This window comes from Glaesserella parasuis (assembly GCF_002015085.1).
Classification (GTDB): domain Bacteria; phylum Pseudomonadota; class Gammaproteobacteria; order Enterobacterales; family Pasteurellaceae; genus Glaesserella; species Glaesserella parasuis.
In genome coordinates, this window is sequence record NZ_MUXW01000031.1 from 40,333 (window position 1) to 57,175 (window position 16,843).

At 40.5% G+C, this 16,843-nt stretch carries 16 protein-coding genes and 2 tRNA genes; 8 read left to right on the top strand and 10 right to left on the bottom strand.

Translation table 11 applies throughout. The features are described from left to right. Positions 1-3: 3 nt before the first annotated feature. Genes B0183_RS07965 through B0183_RS07990 form a run of 6 tightly spaced genes read left to right on the top strand, consistent with a single transcriptional unit; the run spans position 4 to position 3,797 of the window. Entirely contained in the window at positions 4-285 is a 282-nt protein-coding gene (locus tag B0183_RS07965) for a hypothetical protein (RefSeq protein ID WP_021115789.1), read from the top strand. Beyond that, positions 275-553, top strand: coding sequence for a hypothetical protein (locus B0183_RS07970; RefSeq protein ID WP_042905896.1), 279 nt, complete (start codon positions 275-277; stop codon positions 551-553). The genes B0183_RS07965 and B0183_RS07970 overlap by 11 nt, the downstream gene beginning before the upstream one ends. Further along, positions 546-2,861, top strand: a complete 2,316-nt coding sequence (locus tag B0183_RS07975; RefSeq protein WP_078208625.1) for a replication endonuclease — start codon at positions 546-548, stop codon at positions 2,859-2,861. The genes B0183_RS07970 and B0183_RS07975 overlap by 8 nt, the downstream gene beginning before the upstream one ends. 15 nt (positions 2,862-2,876) lie before the next feature. Beyond that, complete coding sequence (locus B0183_RS07980; RefSeq protein ID WP_021113043.1) at positions 2,877-3,272, top strand: hypothetical protein; 396 nt, start codon at positions 2,877-2,879, stop codon at positions 3,270-3,272. Positions 3,273-3,274: 2 nt separating this feature from the next. After that, positions 3,275-3,571: a DUF6378 domain-containing protein gene (locus tag B0183_RS07985; protein ID WP_071610274.1), complete on the top strand. Its 297-nt coding sequence runs from the start codon at positions 3,275-3,277 to the stop codon at positions 3,569-3,571. Beyond that, positions 3,540-3,797 (top strand): helix-turn-helix transcriptional regulator, encoded by a 258-nt coding sequence (locus B0183_RS07990; protein WP_021113109.1) that lies wholly within the window; start codon positions 3,540-3,542, stop codon positions 3,795-3,797. The genes B0183_RS07985 and B0183_RS07990 overlap by 32 nt, the downstream gene beginning before the upstream one ends. Positions 3,798-3,834: 37 nt before the next feature. Here the strand turns inward: B0183_RS07990 and B0183_RS07995 are convergent, their stop codons facing one another. The 5 genes from B0183_RS07995 to B0183_RS08015 all read right to left on the bottom strand — a co-directional run bounded on the left by B0183_RS07995 (position 3,835) and on the right by B0183_RS08015 (position 7,489). Next, positions 3,835-5,052, bottom strand: a complete 1,218-nt coding sequence (locus B0183_RS07995) for a tyrosine-type recombinase/integrase (RefSeq protein ID WP_021110873.1) — start codon at positions 5,050-5,052, stop codon at positions 3,835-3,837. Positions 5,053-5,223: 171 nt separating this feature from the next. Continuing rightward, positions 5,224-5,297, bottom strand: a tRNA-Cys gene (locus B0183_RS08000). 14 nt (positions 5,298-5,311) lie between these two features. Further along, positions 5,312-5,387: transfer RNA gene (locus B0183_RS08005), tRNA-Gly, on the bottom strand. 110 nt (positions 5,388-5,497) lie between these two features. Then, positions 5,498-6,730: a molybdopterin molybdotransferase MoeA gene (gene moeA / locus B0183_RS08010; RefSeq protein ID WP_035491294.1), complete on the bottom strand. Its 1,233-nt coding sequence runs from the start codon at positions 6,728-6,730 to the stop codon at positions 5,498-5,500. A gap of 135 nt (positions 6,731-6,865) precedes the next feature. Beyond that, positions 6,866-7,489, bottom strand: a complete 624-nt coding sequence (locus B0183_RS08015; RefSeq protein ID WP_012621765.1) for a MarC family protein — start codon at positions 7,487-7,489, stop codon at positions 6,866-6,868. A 79-nt stretch (positions 7,490-7,568) separates the two neighbouring features. Between B0183_RS08015 and B0183_RS08020 the strand changes: the two genes are divergently transcribed. Continuing rightward, positions 7,569-9,482, top strand: a complete 1,914-nt coding sequence (locus B0183_RS08020; RefSeq protein WP_078208626.1) for an ABC transporter ATP-binding protein — start codon at positions 7,569-7,571, stop codon at positions 9,480-9,482. A 124-nt stretch (positions 9,483-9,606) separates the two neighbouring features. On the opposite strand, the gene B0183_RS08025 is transcribed toward B0183_RS08020, so the two are convergent. The 3 genes from B0183_RS08025 to rlmE all read right to left on the bottom strand — a co-directional run bounded on the left by B0183_RS08025 (position 9,607) and on the right by rlmE (position 13,127). Then, complete coding sequence (locus B0183_RS08025; RefSeq protein ID WP_234802049.1) at positions 9,607-10,398, bottom strand: transposase; 792 nt, start codon at positions 10,396-10,398, stop codon at positions 9,607-9,609. Between the two features lie 100 nt (positions 10,399-10,498). Then, positions 10,499-12,427, bottom strand: coding sequence for an ATP-dependent zinc metalloprotease FtsH (gene ftsH, locus B0183_RS08030; RefSeq protein WP_078208629.1), 1,929 nt, complete (start codon positions 12,425-12,427; stop codon positions 10,499-10,501). Positions 12,428-12,500: 73 nt separating this feature from the next. Beyond that, positions 12,501-13,127 (bottom strand): 23S rRNA (uridine(2552)-2'-O)-methyltransferase RlmE, encoded by a 627-nt coding sequence (rlmE, locus tag B0183_RS08035; RefSeq protein ID WP_042905901.1) that lies wholly within the window; start codon positions 13,125-13,127, stop codon positions 12,501-12,503. Positions 13,128-13,439: 312 nt separating this feature from the next. Between rlmE and B0183_RS08040 the strand changes: the two genes are divergently transcribed. Then, complete coding sequence (locus tag B0183_RS08040) at positions 13,440-14,228, top strand: enoyl-ACP reductase FabI (RefSeq protein ID WP_021113594.1); 789 nt, start codon at positions 13,440-13,442, stop codon at positions 14,226-14,228. 87 nt (positions 14,229-14,315) lie between these two features. Here B0183_RS08040 and B0183_RS08045 read toward each other — a convergent pair whose 3' ends face one another. Together B0183_RS08045 and B0183_RS08050 are read right to left on the bottom strand one after the other, a co-directional pair. Next, complete coding sequence (locus tag B0183_RS08045; RefSeq protein ID WP_078208627.1) at positions 14,316-16,373, bottom strand: AAA family ATPase; 2,058 nt, start codon at positions 16,371-16,373, stop codon at positions 14,316-14,318. Positions 16,374-16,582: 209 nt separating this feature from the next. Further along, on the bottom strand, positions 16,583-16,843 hold a 261-nt coding region (locus B0183_RS08050), incomplete at its 5' end, for a transposase (protein ID WP_131826771.1).

Sequence of the window (16,843 nt, forward strand, 5' to 3'; positions counted from 1 at the left end):
ACAATGAACCGCAAAATTATTTTTAGCCTGAATAGTAATGAGCAATTCGAAATTCAGCACACGGTAACAAATGGCTATCGTGTTTTTAGATTAACCGAACACGGCAAGATTAGCCAAATTGGCGATTTATATCGTAATGCCACTGAGCTTACTGAAGGTTTGGTGCAGTTGGCGATTTTTAGTGGTGAGGAAGATGGCACGCTGGCAGATGTTTCCAATGCGATTCAGTCTGTCGCTGATACGATTAAAGAATACTGCACGTTGAATGCGGGTTATGACTGTTAGTGTTGGGCAGTATCGCACCTTTTACCCTCGTTTCATTTATGGTAAGCGGTGCTATAGCCTCGAATATCGGCAAATTAGTCGTACCTTTGATTTGTATCGCAATGGTCGGTTATTAGGGAAATATATCCATAGTGATTTTGTCCTACTTGCTGTTATTAGAAATATCACGGGATACAAGGGCGATGAGGTTCCTGAAAAATATCGTCCTTTATTGCAACAAGTTGAGAAAGGTTTTTCTCTTTGCTACCAAGGGTTAGTAGATGAATAAGGAAAATTGGATTTTATCAGACAGTGAACAGGCGGAAATTTTTCCGCCTATTGTCGTTGCTGAACAAGCTCCCTCCTTTGTCCATTTTCCTTATTCATCTGTTACTTCATCATCAGTTGTTCGTAAAAAACCTCACGATTTACACCGCTTGTCTATGGTGCAACAAGATCTATTTGAGCTTGATCCCGATCATCATTATGAACGTCAAGCACAGTTCGATAAATTGCCCCGTCAGTTGAGCGATTATTTAGGCAAGTTATATCAAAAACGTTTGAAAGCCTATGGTTCTAACTATGCAAGTCAATGGTTCAAACAGAAAATGGCTGAGGTCTTACCTCGAGTGAAAATGGTGATGTCGCAATATGCGGACGTGCTGAGCTTGTGGCATTTACCTTATCAAGATTTAAGTTTTCTTGATGGGATAGATATGCCAGAAAACGATGAAAAATACTGGAAAGCTATTCCGAAAGAGGAAACAAATGAGCAGTATCAAGAGCGTGTGGAACGAAAAATTAGACGCTATAAGGTAGTAATGCCTGATATTGCTGAACGTGTAAAAAATAGTAAGGCAATCTTTAGCCATCATCAATTGACCCCTCTTTGTTATCAGCGTCCAGATCAGCTTGAACAATTGGCAAATACGCTTGCGTTCACTATGGGAGAACGTCAGCAAGAGTTCGGAAATCAGTGTGTTCATCAAGCAAATAATGGTGAAACTGCACTTGCGTTATTGCGAGAGTTGTATCTTGAATTGGTGGAAATTTGTGAGCAGTATCAGATCCCTGCTCCTTATGCCAAGAAAGCCAAAAAACTTAAAATCGGTAATGATGAAGTCGTTTCGGGGCTGTTGAAATTGGCGTGTCCGAATTATTGGCATAATAAGTTAAAACGTGCGGCTGTGCGTATGAAAGAGCATTTGGCAATTGCGGTTGGAATGGTGAATATTAATACTGGTGGATATGTCAGTAATGAACGCTTGCACGCCCATCAACAACAACGCCGTGCGAATTTTGAGTTTATTAAAAATTCTATTATCACTAATTTACTTAATGATGAAGAACAAGTTGAGTTATTAGAAACGTGGCTCAAGTCAAATAGTAATCCGAAAAAACGCCGTATTGAGCTGATGACGAGAATGAATGGTTTTGACCAAATTGCTGAGAAGAATGGCGATGAGGGTGTTTTTGTGACCTTGACTGCTCCGTCAAAATATCACGCAATGCTACACGAGGGGGGTATTAATCCAAAGTGGAATGGTTCTGCTCCCCATCAAACCCAGAAATATCTTTGCAGTGTTTGGGCAAAAATTCGAGCCGAATTAAAACGTCGTGGTATTCAGATCTATGGTTTCCGTGTTGCCGAACCTCACCACGATGCCACACCGCACTGGCATTTAATCCTTTATACCCGTCCTGAACAGGTTCGTGACTTGAAACGTGTCTTTTGGCATTACGCTTTAGAAGAAGATGGTGATGAGGCGGGGGCGAAGAAACGCCGTTGTACTTTTAAGAAAATAGATCGTTCTAAGGGGTCTGGAGCTTCTTATCTTGCAAAATATATTTCTAAAAATATCGACGGCAAGGGAATGAGTGACCTATTAGATGAAGAGACAGGTACGCCAGTAAATTTAGCTGCAGAACGTGTAGAGGCGTGGGCAAGTGTGTGGCGTATTCGTCAGTTTCAGCAGATCGGTGGGGCGAGTGTTGGGGTGTGGCGTGAATGTCGTAAGCTAGGCGATGAACAGCAGGAAGATGAGGTAATTGATACCTTAAGAGCAATCGCCGATGTGGGTGATTGGGCTGTCTATACGGAATTTCAAGGTGGTGCATTAGTACTGCGTAAAGAATTGAAAGTACGTCTGCACTACGCTTTGTATGGGCAAGATAAATATCAACAAGACCGTAAGAAAGTAAATGGTGTTGCTAACCAGTTAAACGGTACGGTGGCTATTACTCGTAAAAAAGAATGGAAAATTGGCAGAAAGCCGACAAATTGGGAGGAAATGAGACAACAGAAATTATTAGGCTACCACGAACAAGCCGAGCATAGCGAGGCAAAAATAGGCGAGCTTGCTCGCCCTTGGACTTGTGTCAGTAACTGTACGGGGTTAAAAAATAATCAGGTTAGTCAGGAGGTAAGAGAAAGGATAAAAAATGAGCTAATCACAATGCGAGGGCGGGTCACCGATTATCAAATTGATGATTTATTAAACGGTAAACCGCTGAAAATTTACAGTAATGAGCAAATCGGCATCTATGTGAGATATAGCCGAGGACAGCTTATTGAAGAAAAACGGTATTTTAATTAACAGAAGGTATTTGTTATGGATTTTATTACTTGTAATGCGTTTGTTGTATTTTCTACTGAGAATGGATATACACTCAGTCTTAGCCCTATTAATATCAGAAAGGATAAGATTTTATATGTTGATCTTGCTAGTGTTATTTCTGAGTTCGGTGAGTTTAATAAACTGAGAAAAGCTAAATCAAGAGAACCTGCGAAATTCCATATTCTTTCAGGAGAAATCCAAGGAGAGTTTACTAAATTGACTTTTGATGAGGAGTATTTTAAGTTGATTTGTAAAAATGTACCTAATCCTCTTACGAGTGATGTATTTTCATTTTTTGATGATAATCAAGATACTTGCTCAATTGTTGTAGATATCAGTTTTACTGATTTTTTAGAAAAATACTCTGAACAGTTTGAGGGGTGTTGGTAAATATGTCTGATATTAAACAAACCATCGCCCAACGTGGCGAGCAGTACGGGGATTTTACAGATACGGCAATTACAGCCCAAAAGATGAAAGGGTTGTTATTTGATGATGTGCCTGATGATTTTTATACGCCCCGTCAGCGTGAGGCGTTAGAGATGATCTGCACGAAATTAGCCCGTATTTCAACGGGTAATAATCCAAGTTATGAAGATAACTGGCGAGATATTGCGGGCTATGCGGTGTTAGGGGGGAATTTAACGGAGGTAGATGATGGAACAAGAAATTGTACAAGCGGTCAGTAATGAGCAGAATTTAGTAACAAAAAATGAGCCTGATATTGAATTCATTAGGTTAGGCGAAGCAGTGAGATTATTTGGAGTATCTCGAGCTACATTTGACCGTTGGCAACGGAAAGATTCGGAGTATTATATTCCAGACTTTCCAAAGAAAATTAAAATTGGGAATTTTTCCTTTTATGTTCGGTCGGAAATTCGAGCTTATATGCAAAAGCTGATAGATGAACGCTAAAAAAGGCCCCACATTATTATGATGTGGGGCTTTGTTTTTAGACAAGTGGCTTCCAACGTAAGCCTTGTTGTTCAAGATAATTTCCCCAGTAGTCCATTATTTCTATTCGTTCCTTGAGATAGTCGTGACGATTATAAACTCGTCTTACTGAGGATCCTTTAATTTTATGAGCAAGTACCATTTCTATAGCATCGGGATTAAAATTCTGTTCATTAAGATGTGTGCTGATTAAAGCACGCATTCCGTGTGAGGTGAAAATACCTTTATAGCCGTTCCTTTTCATTGCTCGATTAACTGTTTCGCTACACATTGGGCGGTCGCCTCCCTTAAAATGTGGAAAGACAAAACGGGAATGTCGGCTGAATGCTTTCATTCTTTGCAGTATGTCAAGTGATTGCTTGGAGAGTGGCACGATATGCTCTCGTTTTTTGTAGCGTGATCCTTTCATTTTTTCTTTGGGGATTCGCCAAAGTCGGTTTTCCCAATCTATTTCTCGCCATTCTACTGCAACGGCTTCAGATGGGCGAACACCAGTAAGCAGGTTCCAGAAAATCAGATGTTGGGTATATGGCTCAATATTGGCAAACATCATCTTGGTAATGAAGGTTGGAAGTTCTTCAATAGGTATTGTAGGATTGTTTTCTGCAGGCTTGTAATGAAATGCTTTTTTTGCTTTGTGGCAATTGTGCATTTCGATAAGTCCGCAATTTTCGGCGTGGTCCATTATGCCTTCAACGCTACGCAGTACTTTTTCAATGACAGAGGTATGACCTTTGCGATAGACAATTTGTAAGGTATCAACTAATAACTTTGAAGTGATACGTTCAACTTGAATGTCGGCAAGAGTTGGGAAAATGTGTAATTCTAAACGTCGCCAATCTTCTTCCATTGTTTCTTTCGTTACTTTAGAAGATTTAAATACTTTCCATTGTAACGCTACTTTGTAAAACGTTTTTTCTAGATTATCTAGTATTTTTCGCTCAATTTTGCGTTTGTGTTCTTGTGGGTCAATACCTTGTCTGATGAGTTCTTTGAGTTCATTTTTCTTTTCCCTTGCCTGTCTAAGCGAGAGAGTCGGGTAATAGCCTAACGTGATGGATGTTCTCGCTTTGGTTATAGGCTTTTTATAATCAAGACGCCAAACTTTATTTTTCTTTGTTACTTGTAAAATTAAACCTTCGCCATCTCGTAGTAGTTCGCCTTCGGTGGCATTTTTGATGTCTAAGTTTGATAGAGGTTTTATTAAAATTGCCATATTAATCACCTAAAATGAGGCGTATCAATAGCCTAAAATATACTGCTATTTCTACTGCCTTAGAGCCGTTTTAGTCTGATCTAGCGTGATCTTTTATACAGGTGTGAAAATACTGTAACATATTGATTTTGCTAGAAAATGATCGGGGATGATATTATGGGGCTTGGGGTGTGGAGGCGTGTACCGGAATCGAACCGATCTACATGGATTTGCAATCCAGTGCATAACCGCTTTGCTAACACGCCCTAAGAAAATATATTGGAGCGGGAAACGAGGCTCGAACTCGCGACCCCGACCTTGGCAAGGTCGTGCTCTACCAACTGAGCTATTCCCGCATTTGAATTGTTCTTGAAAACGGTGTGCATTTTACCTATTTCTAAATAAGTATCAAATATTTATTTTATAAAACAAAATTAATTGATGAAAAAAAGGGCATTGATTGTGTTTATCTCAATAAATGGTTAAACGGCTGAATAGTCACTTGCTCACCTACGGCAACATTGCCACGTTCTTGCTCAAGCACAATAAAACAGTTGCTTTCATTAAACGCACTAAAAATATGTGAGCCTTGTGTACCGATGGTTTTCACTTCAAGTTGTCCATTTTCATTCGCATAGAAAAAGCCCCGTTGGAAATCTTGGCGACCAACGGCTTTCTTAAGCGGAACAGCGGTGTAAGCGGTTAAATTTGGTGAAAAGTTTGCAATATGTTCATCGGATCTACCCGCTAGTTTCAATAATGCAGGCTGAACAAGTTGATAGAAAGTGACTAAAGCAGACACAGGATTGCCTGGTAAACCAAAGAACCACGCTTTTTCCAATTTACCAAATGCAAAAGGTTTACCCGGTTTCATCGCAATTTTCCAAAAACCGATTTGCCCAAGTTTTTCCAAGATATCTTTGGTGAAATCCGCTTCGCCAACGGACACACCACCACTTGTGATTAACACATCGGCGTTTTGTTGTGCTTCGGTAAAGGTCTTCTCAAACAGACTAGGATCATCAGGCAAAATGCCGTAATCGACAATTTCACAATGCATTTTTTCCAGTAAAAGGCGGACGGTAAAACGGTTGGTGTCGTAAATCTGTCCTTCTTGTAACGGATTTCCAACAGACACTAATTCATCACCTGTTGAAAGAATAGCGACTTTCAAACGTGGATAAACGGCAACTTTATCAATCCCTAGCGAAGCCAATAGCGGTAGGCTTGCTACATTTAATAGGCTACCTTTAGCGAGAACCAATGCCCCTTGCTTCATATCTTCACCAATACGACGGATATTATCCCCCAATTTCTTCGGTAAGCGATTAATGGTGACAGTACCATCGGCATTCAGCTTCGTATCTTCCTGCATCACTACGGCATCAGCTTCCACTGGCACTTTTGCCCCCGTCATAATTCGTACACAGCTTCCTTGTGGCATTTCAGCCAGAAACGGATTACCTGCAAAGGCTTTACCTGCGATTTGTAGCGTAGTGGAATGTTCTAGATCTGCCATTCGTACCGCATAGCCGTCCATTGCAGAGTTATCAAAATTCGGCACGTTAATCGGTGAGAAAATATCCTCGGCACAAATTCGGTTTACCGCTTGATCAAGCGGAATAATCTCTTGTGATGTTGGACGTGGTAGTTGGTTTAGCATCGTATCGAGTGCTTGAGAAAGTGGAAGTAAAGACATTGGGTGTTCCTTAATATAAGTAGTAGGGACACACTGCGTGTGTCCGCCAAATTGTGAGGGGCAGTCTTTTTTAAATGGACACACGCAGTGTGTCCCTACATCTATTTATGACATAATTTTGTTGTAAGTAATACATCACCCCATCTGCGCCTGTGTAATAAAATCTTTCAACCCGAGCAAAATATTATTAATAGCAACCGCAGAAAGAATTAAACCCATTACACGACTAATAATCGCCGCCCCTGCGTGTCCGATAAAATGTTGAATACGGTTTGCCACTAAAAAGAGAATATAGGTAATTAACAGTACAGATAACATAATCCCCGTGGTAATCACCTGATCACCAAAACTGTAGCGATGGTTATCGGTCAATAACACCACCGCCATCATTGCCCCTGGTGATGCAATTGACGGCACTGCCAACGGATATACCGCTAATTCGTGTAGATTACTTTTCATTTTGATCTCTTGATCTGGCTTACTTTCACCAAAAATCATTGTTAATGCAAAAAGCAATAATACCAAGCCTCCAGCAATTTGGAATGCCGATAATGGAATTTGCATTGCATCAAGTAGCCATTGTCCTAACACCAAGAAAAAGAGTAAAATCCCTGCTGCAATTAAAATCGCATTACGGGCAATCTTACGGCGATCTTCTGGTGATAAACCAACGGTTTTTGCCAAATAAACTGGAATGGAGCCAATAGGGTCGATGACCGCCCAAAGAACAACGAATTGGACAACTAACGAATCAAACATTTACTTTTCCTCATAAAACAAAATCTTCGTTATTGTGCAATAAATTTACCCTAAAACCAAACAACTTATTTAATTTTCAATGATTTTTTTTACAGATTTAACCTTAAAACGTGGTCAAACCATCTTACTTGAACAAGCAAATGCAACTATTCATACAGGGCAGAAAGTCGGCTTAATCGGCAAAAATGGCTGTGGTAAATCGTCACTGTTTGCCTTATTAAAAAATGAACTACAAGCAGAAGGCGGTGATGCCAGCTATCCGAAAAACTGGTCGATTGCGTGGGTAAACCAAGAAACACCCGCATTAGATATCTCTGCGTTGGATTATGTAATCCAAGGTGATCGGGAATATACCCAACTCACTGCCCAACTTGAGCAAGCCAACCTTGAGAATAACGGCAATTTGATTGCCACCTTACACGCCCAACTGGATACCATTGACGCTTGGACAATTCAATCTAGAGCTTCAACTCTACTTAATGGCTTAGGTTTTAGTACCGAACAGCTTCAACTGCCAGTAAAATCCTTTTCAGGTGGTTGGCGAATGCGGTTAAATTTGGCTCAAGCTTTAATTTGTCGTTCCGATTTGTTGCTACTTGACGAGCCAACCAACCACTTAGATTTAGATGCTGTGATCTGGCTTGAACGCTGGTTAAGCAACTATCATGGCACCTTATTGCTCATTTCCCACGACCGAGATTTTCTCGATCCGATTATCGACCGAGTTCTGCATATTGAACAGCAAAAATTGTTTGATTACACAGGTAATTACAGTGCGTTTGAAATCCAACGAGCGACGAAACTCGCTCAACAAAATGCAGCTTACCAGCAACAGCAACAAAAAATCGCCCATTTACAAAAATTTATCGACCGCTTTAAAGCCAAAGCCACCAAAGCAAAACAGGCTCAAAGTCGTGTCAAAGCCCTTGAAAAAATGGAACTGATTGCCCCAGCTTATGCCGACAGCCCATTTTCCTTTGAGTTTAGAGAACCACTTTCACTGCCTAACCCTTTGTTAATGATGGAAAAAGTTAGTGTAGGTTATGGGGAAAGAACCGTGTTGCAATCGGTCAAACTTAATCTTGTACCAGGTTCTCGCATTGGTTTATTAGGACGAAACGGTGCAGGGAAATCCACCTTAATTAAGCTACTTGCAGGCGAAATTCAAGCACAATCAGGACATACACAACTAGCTAAAGGCGTTCAACTTGGTTACTTCGCTCAACATCAATTAGACACCTTGCGAGCAGATGAAAGTGCCTTGTGGCATTTAGCTCGCCTTGCCCCAGAAAAAACCGAACAAGAACTACGCAACTATTTGGGTGGCTTTGCGTTTCACAGCGATAAAGTCAAACAAGCGGTCAGTTCTTTCTCTGGCGGTGAAAAAGCTCGCCTTGTGCTTGCGCTTATCGTATGGCAACGCCCGAACTTACTATTACTCGACGAACCGACCAACCACTTAGATCTCGATATGCGTCAAGCCTTAACAGAGGCGCTGACACAATATGAAGGATCGTTGGTGATCGTATCCCACGACCGTCATTTATTACGCAGTACCGCCAATGAATTTTACTTAGTTCACGACGGCAAAGTCGAAGAATTTAACGGCGATTTAGAAGACTATCGAAAATGGCTAAATGAGCTAAATGCTCAGTTAGAATGTGCAAAAAAAGCGGACAATTCGACCGCTTGTAACAATGAAAACAGTGCGGTAAACCGCAAAGAGCAAAAACGCCAAGAAGCCGAATTACGCCAACAAGCTGCCCCACTTCGTAAAAAGCTGACGCAGTTGGAAAAAGAGTTAGAGAAGCTCACCGCTAGTTTAACAACCCTAGAAGAAACGCTGGCTTCCCCTGAAATCTATGATGCAGAAAATAAAGCCAAATTGACAGACATCTTGGCAAAGCAAGTGGCAACCAAAAAACAGTTGGAAGAAGTTGAAATGGAATGGCTGGAAGTGCAAGAGCAGTTGGAAGTATTGATGAACGGATAATTTAAAATATTGGCATAGTAGACAAAAGTGCTGGTTTTAATTATTTCCTTTAATTATCACCAACATTTTGGTCTATTATGCCAAATGTTTTCGTAGCAACTGTGTTCACACACAAAAAAGTTATTCAATTTTGACCCACAGATTCTGTGGATAAGTAGCATGTAGCATCCCATTTTTCATTGCGTTTAACCAACGCATTTATAATGGTGAGCAGTTTACGCATACACGCCATAATAGCGACTTTCTTCGCTTTGCCTTTTGCAACCAATCGGGTGTAAAAGGCTTTAAAAACGGGTTCAAAACGAATTGCCGATAGTGCTGCCATATATAAGGCATTACGAACAATCGCTCGACCACCATAGCAAAAGGATTTTCCTTTCCATTGACCGCTTTCCTGTGGATGCGGAATAACGCCAACGAGTGAGGCGATTCTTTTGCTACTTAGCTTGCCTAATTCCGGCAGGCTTGACATCATCACGGCAACGCAATTTTTGCCAACGCCTTTGATGTCTGAGATAAGGTCAGCTTTATCACTAAAATGCTTACTTTGGTCGTCGATATCTTTATCAAGTTCGGTGATTAATTTATCAAGCATTTCAATGTGTTGTTGGATATTGTCCAACTGGGTTTCGTGGCTTTGTTGCAAACGATTTAGCTCTGCAACTCGCATATCCACAAGCTGACGACGGCGAACCACAAGGGCTTCAAGCTGTTTTTCTTGCTCAGTAAGCGGAACATACAACTGATGTTCTACTTCGCCTTTAAGCTCACAAGTGAGCCCATAGAAAGCGAGATTAACCGCATCTTTTGCATCGGTTTTGGCTCTCGTTTGAGATTTTGCAAACTCACTGGCTTTCAGTGGATTAGCAATAAATACACGATAACCTGCTCGAGCAAGGGCTTTTTTAAGGGGCATAGTTTTTACTGAACCAGCAACTATTTTGTCTACTATGCCGAAAGATAATACAATTTGAGAATAATAAAGGCAGAAGATACCCTCTGCCTTTATTAGAAAACTACAGTTTGCCTTCTGCTTCTCGGCTTGCAACTGCATCGCCTAAATCCTGATTATCCACAGATTTTTCTTCAGGTTTATCATCTTGAACCGTTGATGCTTTATCTTCATCATCGTTCCCCGAATTACTCCAGCCTGATGGTTCACCAACAGGTCTGCGGTTCATTAAATCATCAATTTGCTTGCGATCAAGCGTTTCGTACTTCAATAAAGCATCTTTCATTGCGTGCAAGATATCGATGTTATCTAACAATGTCTGCTTCGCTCGCTCATAGTTACGATCAATGATTTTACGCATCTCTTGGTCAATCAAATTTTGCGACGCTTCGGAAACCCCTTTAATTGCTCCCATTCCATCTTCATTTTGATAGAACAATGGTCCTAGCTCTTTTGAAAAGCCCCATTGCGTTACCATCGCTCTCGCAATTTGTGTCGCACGGTGAATATCTGATGAAGCCCCTGTGGTAATTTTATCTTCACCAAAAATAATACCCTCAGCAATACGCCCTGCAAATAAGGTAGAAAGTTGGCTTTCTAATTTCGTAAAGGTTTCACTAACACGATCCCCCTCAGGTAAAAACTGTGCAAAACCCAATGCTTGCCCACGAGGTACAATAGTCACTTTATTCAGTGGATCGTGTTCTGGCATTAAATAACCAACAATAACGTGTCCTGCTTCGTGATAAGCCGTATTGATAATCTCTTTTTCCGTCATTGTATTTGAACGACGTTCTGGCCCCATATTGATTTTATCTCGAGCTTTCTCAAAATCGTCCATCGTTACAACACGTTTATTTTGACGAGCTGCAAATAACGCGGCTTCATTCACAAGATTAGCAAGTTGAGCACCTGAATAACCTGGAGTACCACGAGCAACAACCATCGGATCTACATCTGGTGCAAGCGGTACTTTTTTCATATGCACTTTCAAAATCTGCTCACGCCCTTTCACATTCGGTAGATCTACCGTCACTTGGCGGTCGAAACGACCTGGACGAGTTAATGCGTTATCAAGCACATCTGCACGGTTAGTCGCAGCAATAATAATGATACCTTCACTACCTTCAAAACCGTCCATTTCCACAAGCATTTGGTTTAAGGTCTGTTCACGCTCATCGTGACCACCACTAAAACCTGCACCGCCACGCTTACGACCTACCGCATCAATCTCATCAATAAAGATAATACAAGGCGCATTTTTCTTCGCCTGATCGAATAAATCACGCACACGAGAAGCACCTACCCCCACAAACATTTCAACGAAATCTGAACCAGCCATTGAAAAGAATGGTACATTCGCTTCCCCTGCAATCGCTTTTGCTAATAAGGTTTTACCCGTACCTGGAGGCCCAACCATCAAAATCCCTTTTGGAATACGTCCACCTAATTTCTGGAATTTTGTTGGATCACGCAAGAAGTCCACAACTTCAGCAACTTCCTCTTTTGCTTCATCACAACCTGCCACATCAGTAAGACGTGTTTTGATTTGATCAGGGGCAATCATTTTTGCCTTGCTCTTACCAAAGCCCATCGCACCACGACCGCCACCGCCTTGCATCTGACGCATATAGAATACCCAGAAGCCAATGAGCATAATCATCGGAAACCAAGAAATCAAAATTTGCGATAACAATCCACGACGTTCCGCAGGTTCACCAATCACCTTGACGTTTTTATTTAAGAGATCATTTAACAAATCACGGTCATACATCGGCATTACCGTTTGATATTCTGAACCATCAACCTTTGCCACAGTAATCGTTTCATCGTTACTCTTAAAATTCACTTCTCTGAGGCGATTTTGTTTCAGATCGTTAATGAAAGTCGAGTACTCCACCGTATTCGCACTATTAAAATTGCTTTCAAAGCCTTGGAAAGCCGTCATCAACGTAATACCAATTACCACCCAAAGCAAAATATTTTTAAACATATCGTTCAAGGTTTGTACCTCTTTTTAATCAAAAACTTGTCAAGATTACTATAATTTCACAGGATAAGCTACATTATCCTTTATAGCCTATCGCCACAATATAAACTTCACGAGAGCGATCACGAGAAGCCTCAGGTTTACGCACTTTTACTACACTAAATAATGAACGAATTTCACGCAGATAATCATCAAATCCTTCCCCTTGAAACACTTTGACAACAAAACTGCCTTTTGGTGCTAACACTTGACGGCACATATCTAACGCTAATTCAACCAAATACATCGCACGAGGAATATCCACAGAAGGCATACCGCTAAAGTTTGGAGCCATATCTGACATCACCACATCAACTTTTCCTTCCCCCACTCGCTCTAACAACGCATTTAGAACGCTTTCCTCACGGAAATCGCCCTGCAAAAAATCGACCCCGACAATCGGGTTCATATCCAAAATATCACAAGCTATCACACGCCCTTTATCACCAATTTTCGTGACAACGTATTGAGACCACCCCCCTGGAGCAGCCCCCAAATCCACTACAGTCATACCGTGTTTAAACAAGCGGTCAGTTTGTTGAATTTCATCTAACTTAAAATAGGCACGAGAACGAAGTTTTTGCTTGTGTGCCTTTTGAACGAATTGATCTTTGAAATGTTCTGCAAGCCAACGAGATGAACTTGCACTGCGTTTTCTACCCATTCTCTACTCTGATTATCCAAATTAAATAACAAATGTAGGAACACACTGCGTGTGTCTACTATATTAAATTCAAACGGACACACGCAGTGTATCCCTACATTGAAATATAAATCTATAAAAAATTACTCTCTATAATAAGGGTGAAATGGCTGATTTCAAGGGAAAAGTTAAAATTTTGTGGCAAAATGATTGAATTTGCAAAAAACAGCTCGGATCTGACCGCTTATATTTGCTCGACACCCTAATTTTTCGTTATAATCGCCACAATTTTCGCCAATTTGGCATCTTTTTATTTAAACAGAGGACAGATTTATGGGCTTTTTAGCTGGAAAACGTATTTTAGTAACAGGTTTAGCAAGCAACCGTTCGATTGCTTACGGTATTGCAAAAGCAATGAAAGCACAGGGGGCAGAATTAGCCTTTACCTATTTAAACGACAAACTTCAACCACGCGTTGAAGAGTTTGCCGAAGAGTTTGGTTCAGACATCGTATTACCATTAGATGTAGCAACCGATGAAAGCATCACAAACTGCTTTGCAGAATTAAGCAAAAAATGGGAAAAATTTGACGGTTTCGTTCACGCAATCGCCTTCGCACCAGGTGATCAATTAGATGGCGACTATGTAAATGCCGCAACTCGTGAAGGCTATCGCATCGCCCACGACATCAGTGCATACAGCTTTGTGGCAATGGCACAAGCAGCACGTCCATTCTTAAACAAAGACGCAGCATTATTAACCCTTTCTTATTTAGGTGCAGAACGAGCAATCCCTAACTATAATGTGATGTGTTTAGCAAAAGCATCACTTGAAGCAGCAACTCGTGTAATGGCAGCGGATTTAGGTAAAGAAGGAATCCGTGTGAATGCGATCTCAGCAGGTCCAATCCGTACGCTTGCTGCATCAGGTATCAAAAACTTCAAGAAAATGCTTGCAGCATTCGAACAAACTGCCGCATTACGCCGTACCGTAACGATTGAAGATGTGGGTAATTCAGCAGCATTCTTATGTTCTGACCTTGCTTCAGGCGTAACAGGTGAAGTGTTACACGTGGATGCAGGCTTTAGCATTACTGCAATGGGCGAATTAGGCGAAGAGTAATTGCTTTTTAAATTGATGCATAAGGGCAGGTTTTATTCCTGCCCTTTGTCTACTATGCCTTTTTAAATACTAATACTTTTCCATTTATCAAAACCCAATCCGTCTTGCCACTTTCCCTTGTTTAATCTCACACTCTGCTTTAATCGCCTTTAACCATTCATCAAGATTATCAAACGGTGCAAAACGATGTCGGCGAGCGACTGCGGCAAAATCACCAGGGGTCAGATTTCTTAATTGAGCAATGCGATCTTGTTCAACATCAGTTAAATCAGGCAAGCTCAATTTATTGACTTGTTCTTGAGCAAATTTAATCGCTTGTTCCGGCTTGAGATAATTAAAATGCAATTTAAGATCAAAACGGCGTAAAGCGGCAGGATCAAGCCCATCCATTAAATTCGTTGAGACCACCAATAATCCTTCAAATTTCTCAATTTGGGTCAGCATTTCATTAACTTGACTGCGCTCCCAACTACGTTGCCCATTTTCACGGGCAAACAAGAAAGTATCAATTTCATCAAAGACTAACACCATATTATTTTCTTTGGCTTGAGCAAAGGCTTGAGCAATTTTTTTCTCTGTTCCACCTACATATTTATCCAACAAATCTGAACCTTGGCAAATCAATACTGACATTCCCAACTCTTGCCCCAACCAATTCGCCCAAGCTGTTTTGCCCGTTCCTGGTGGACCATAACAACAAATTCTACCCCGTTTAGTCCGCTTTAACCCTTCAGTAATTTTATAAATATCATCATTGCAAGCGACCCAATCTAAGTTGTAGCTAATTTTCCCTTCCACAAGCGGTTCGATTTTCTTAAAACCTTGCGATTTCAACATTTGATTAAACCAATTTAACGTTTTTTCGGCAAAATCCTGTTGAGAACAATCAGAATACGCCTGTTTCATCACCGTCAATCCACGCGTAATTATCGCAGGCGACAAGGCTTTTACTTGTGAAAAATGGCGAATGTAATCGTGAGATAACTGTTCATTGACAATAGAACGAATTAACTTTTCTTTATGACTAAATGGCAAATCAGGCATTTCGAACACAAGATCAAAACGGCGTAAATAAGCGTTATCAATACAACTGACCGAATTTGACAGCCAGATCATCGGTACATCATCATTTTCCAAAAACTGATTAACCCACGCCTTGTTCTCCTGTGCCACAGAGCGTTCCATAAAACTGCTGGCAAACACATCTTCGATTTCATCAAAAATAATGACCGTACTTTTATCTCGCAATAAACGTTGAGCTAAACGGCAATTTTCTAACCGTCTTTTTCCACCAAGTACATCATCATCTTCATCCATATATGCCATCGTATAACTTGATACATTCAATGCTTCGCTCAATAACCCTGCAAGCTCGGTTTTCCCTGTTCCTGGCGAACCATAAATTAAAATGTTCGTCCCTTTTTTAGCGTTATCAATGCTAAATTTCAAATGAGAAAGCATTAATTCATAGGTTGATTTAATATGCTCAAAGTGAGAAAGAGAAAGGCTCGGCTTTTCAGTTGGTAAAGTGCAACGAGCCAATAACATCTCTTCCGTTAAAGGTTGAGTTAAAAAGTCATCAAAGTCTAATGTATCTCCCCACCCCAAATACTCTTCTAATCGATCAGGGCTATGAGAAAACTCCATTAATCCATAAGCAAATAATTTCTGTTTTTTGCTGAAAACCTTTCTTACATCATCTTTACTCAACGATAAAATATCCGCAACAATTTCAATAGCTTGGCTTAAATTGATATGCGGAAGATAGCACATCAAATCTTTCATCTGTTTTTCTGCTCTCAAGTGGAAAACAAAACGAAAAATGTTCTTTTCTGCTTCATTTAGCTCTACAATCTCACTTAATTTTTCAATATTTTGATATGCCATTTTCCAACGTTCAGACACATCTTCGGAAAAATTTGTTTCTTTATAACGAGCCTGTAAAAGCTCTTTTACAACTGATCTGACATTGTCGATATTTTCCATTTCTGGAGGTAAGCCTAATGCAGTTGCAATATTATCATCTCGCCAGCCATTCTCTCTAAAAATTTCAGGAAAGCCTTTATGCTCAAATAAGAGTTTCAACATTAAATGCTCAGCATACGCTGAAACCGTAGGTGGGTTTAATTGATATTGATTGCTCATAAAACTATCTCCTATCCTATTTCACAATAGTATTTTATTGAGTGGAGCGACAAGATGTGTCGCACTGTTTTATGGTATAAATCAAAGTCGGACCGGTAAGATATGAATATGGAAATGAAACGTAAGAATTCAAAAGGAAACTAAGAAGTTTTTGTGAAAATTTACAAAAACGACCCTATCCCAAATTCTGTGTAAACACCCATTTCAACTTAACGGTGATCGTCTAGGCGATCACCAAAATCAATCATAAATCGATTCATCGCCAGTTTCCAGTTCTGAATCGGCATTGTCCATTTTTTTGATGCATCTTTAATCGCAAGCCAAATCACTTTGAAAACTGAATCATCCGTCGGGAATACATTTCGTTTTTTAATCACGCGACGAATCACGCTATTAAGCGATTCCACGGCATTCGTGGTATAAATCGCTTTACGAATATCAGCCGGATAATCAAAAAATGTGGCAATATT

What these genes read in the sequence shown, in the direction of transcription:
- B0183_RS07975 (WP_078208625.1), top strand. Translation starts at nt 546, where the DNA reads ATGAATAAGGAAAATTGGATTTTATCAGACAGTGAACAGGCGGAAATT.
- moeA (WP_035491294.1), bottom strand. Translation starts at nt 6,730, where the DNA reads ATGTCTTTACTTCCACTTTCTCAAGCACTCGATACGATGCTAAACCAA.
- B0183_RS08040 (WP_021113594.1), top strand. Translation starts at nt 13,440, where the DNA reads ATGGGCTTTTTAGCTGGAAAACGTATTTTAGTAACAGGTTTAGCAAGC.
- B0183_RS07970 (WP_042905896.1), top strand. Translation starts at nt 275, where the DNA reads ATGACTGTTAGTGTTGGGCAGTATCGCACCTTTTACCCTCGTTTCATT.
- B0183_RS07980 (WP_021113043.1), top strand. Translation starts at nt 2,877, where the DNA reads ATGGATTTTATTACTTGTAATGCGTTTGTTGTATTTTCTACTGAGAAT.
- B0183_RS08015 (WP_012621765.1), bottom strand. Translation starts at nt 7,489, where the DNA reads ATGTTTGATTCGTTAGTTGTCCAATTCGTTGTTCTTTGGGCGGTCATC.
- B0183_RS07985 (WP_071610274.1), top strand. Translation starts at nt 3,275, where the DNA reads ATGTCTGATATTAAACAAACCATCGCCCAACGTGGCGAGCAGTACGGG.
- rlmE (WP_042905901.1), bottom strand. Translation starts at nt 13,127, where the DNA reads ATGGGTAGAAAACGCAGTGCAAGTTCATCTCGTTGGCTTGCAGAACAT.
- B0183_RS08045 (WP_078208627.1), bottom strand. Translation starts at nt 16,373, where the DNA reads ATGAGCAATCAATATCAATTAAACCCACCTACGGTTTCAGCGTATGCT.
- B0183_RS08020 (WP_078208626.1), top strand. Translation starts at nt 7,569, where the DNA reads ATGATTTTTTTTACAGATTTAACCTTAAAACGTGGTCAAACCATCTTA.
- B0183_RS07965 (WP_021115789.1), top strand. Translation starts at nt 4, where the DNA reads ATGAACCGCAAAATTATTTTTAGCCTGAATAGTAATGAGCAATTCGAA.
- ftsH (WP_078208629.1), bottom strand. Translation starts at nt 12,427, where the DNA reads ATGTTTAAAAATATTTTGCTTTGGGTGGTAATTGGTATTACGTTGATG.
- B0183_RS08025 (WP_234802049.1), bottom strand. Translation starts at nt 10,398, where the DNA reads ATGCCCCTTAAAAAAGCCCTTGCTCGAGCAGGTTATCGTGTATTTATT.
- B0183_RS07990 (WP_021113109.1), top strand. Translation starts at nt 3,540, where the DNA reads ATGGAACAAGAAATTGTACAAGCGGTCAGTAATGAGCAGAATTTAGTA.
- B0183_RS07995 (WP_021110873.1), bottom strand. Translation starts at nt 5,052, where the DNA reads ATGGCAATTTTAATAAAACCTCTATCAAACTTAGACATCAAAAATGCC.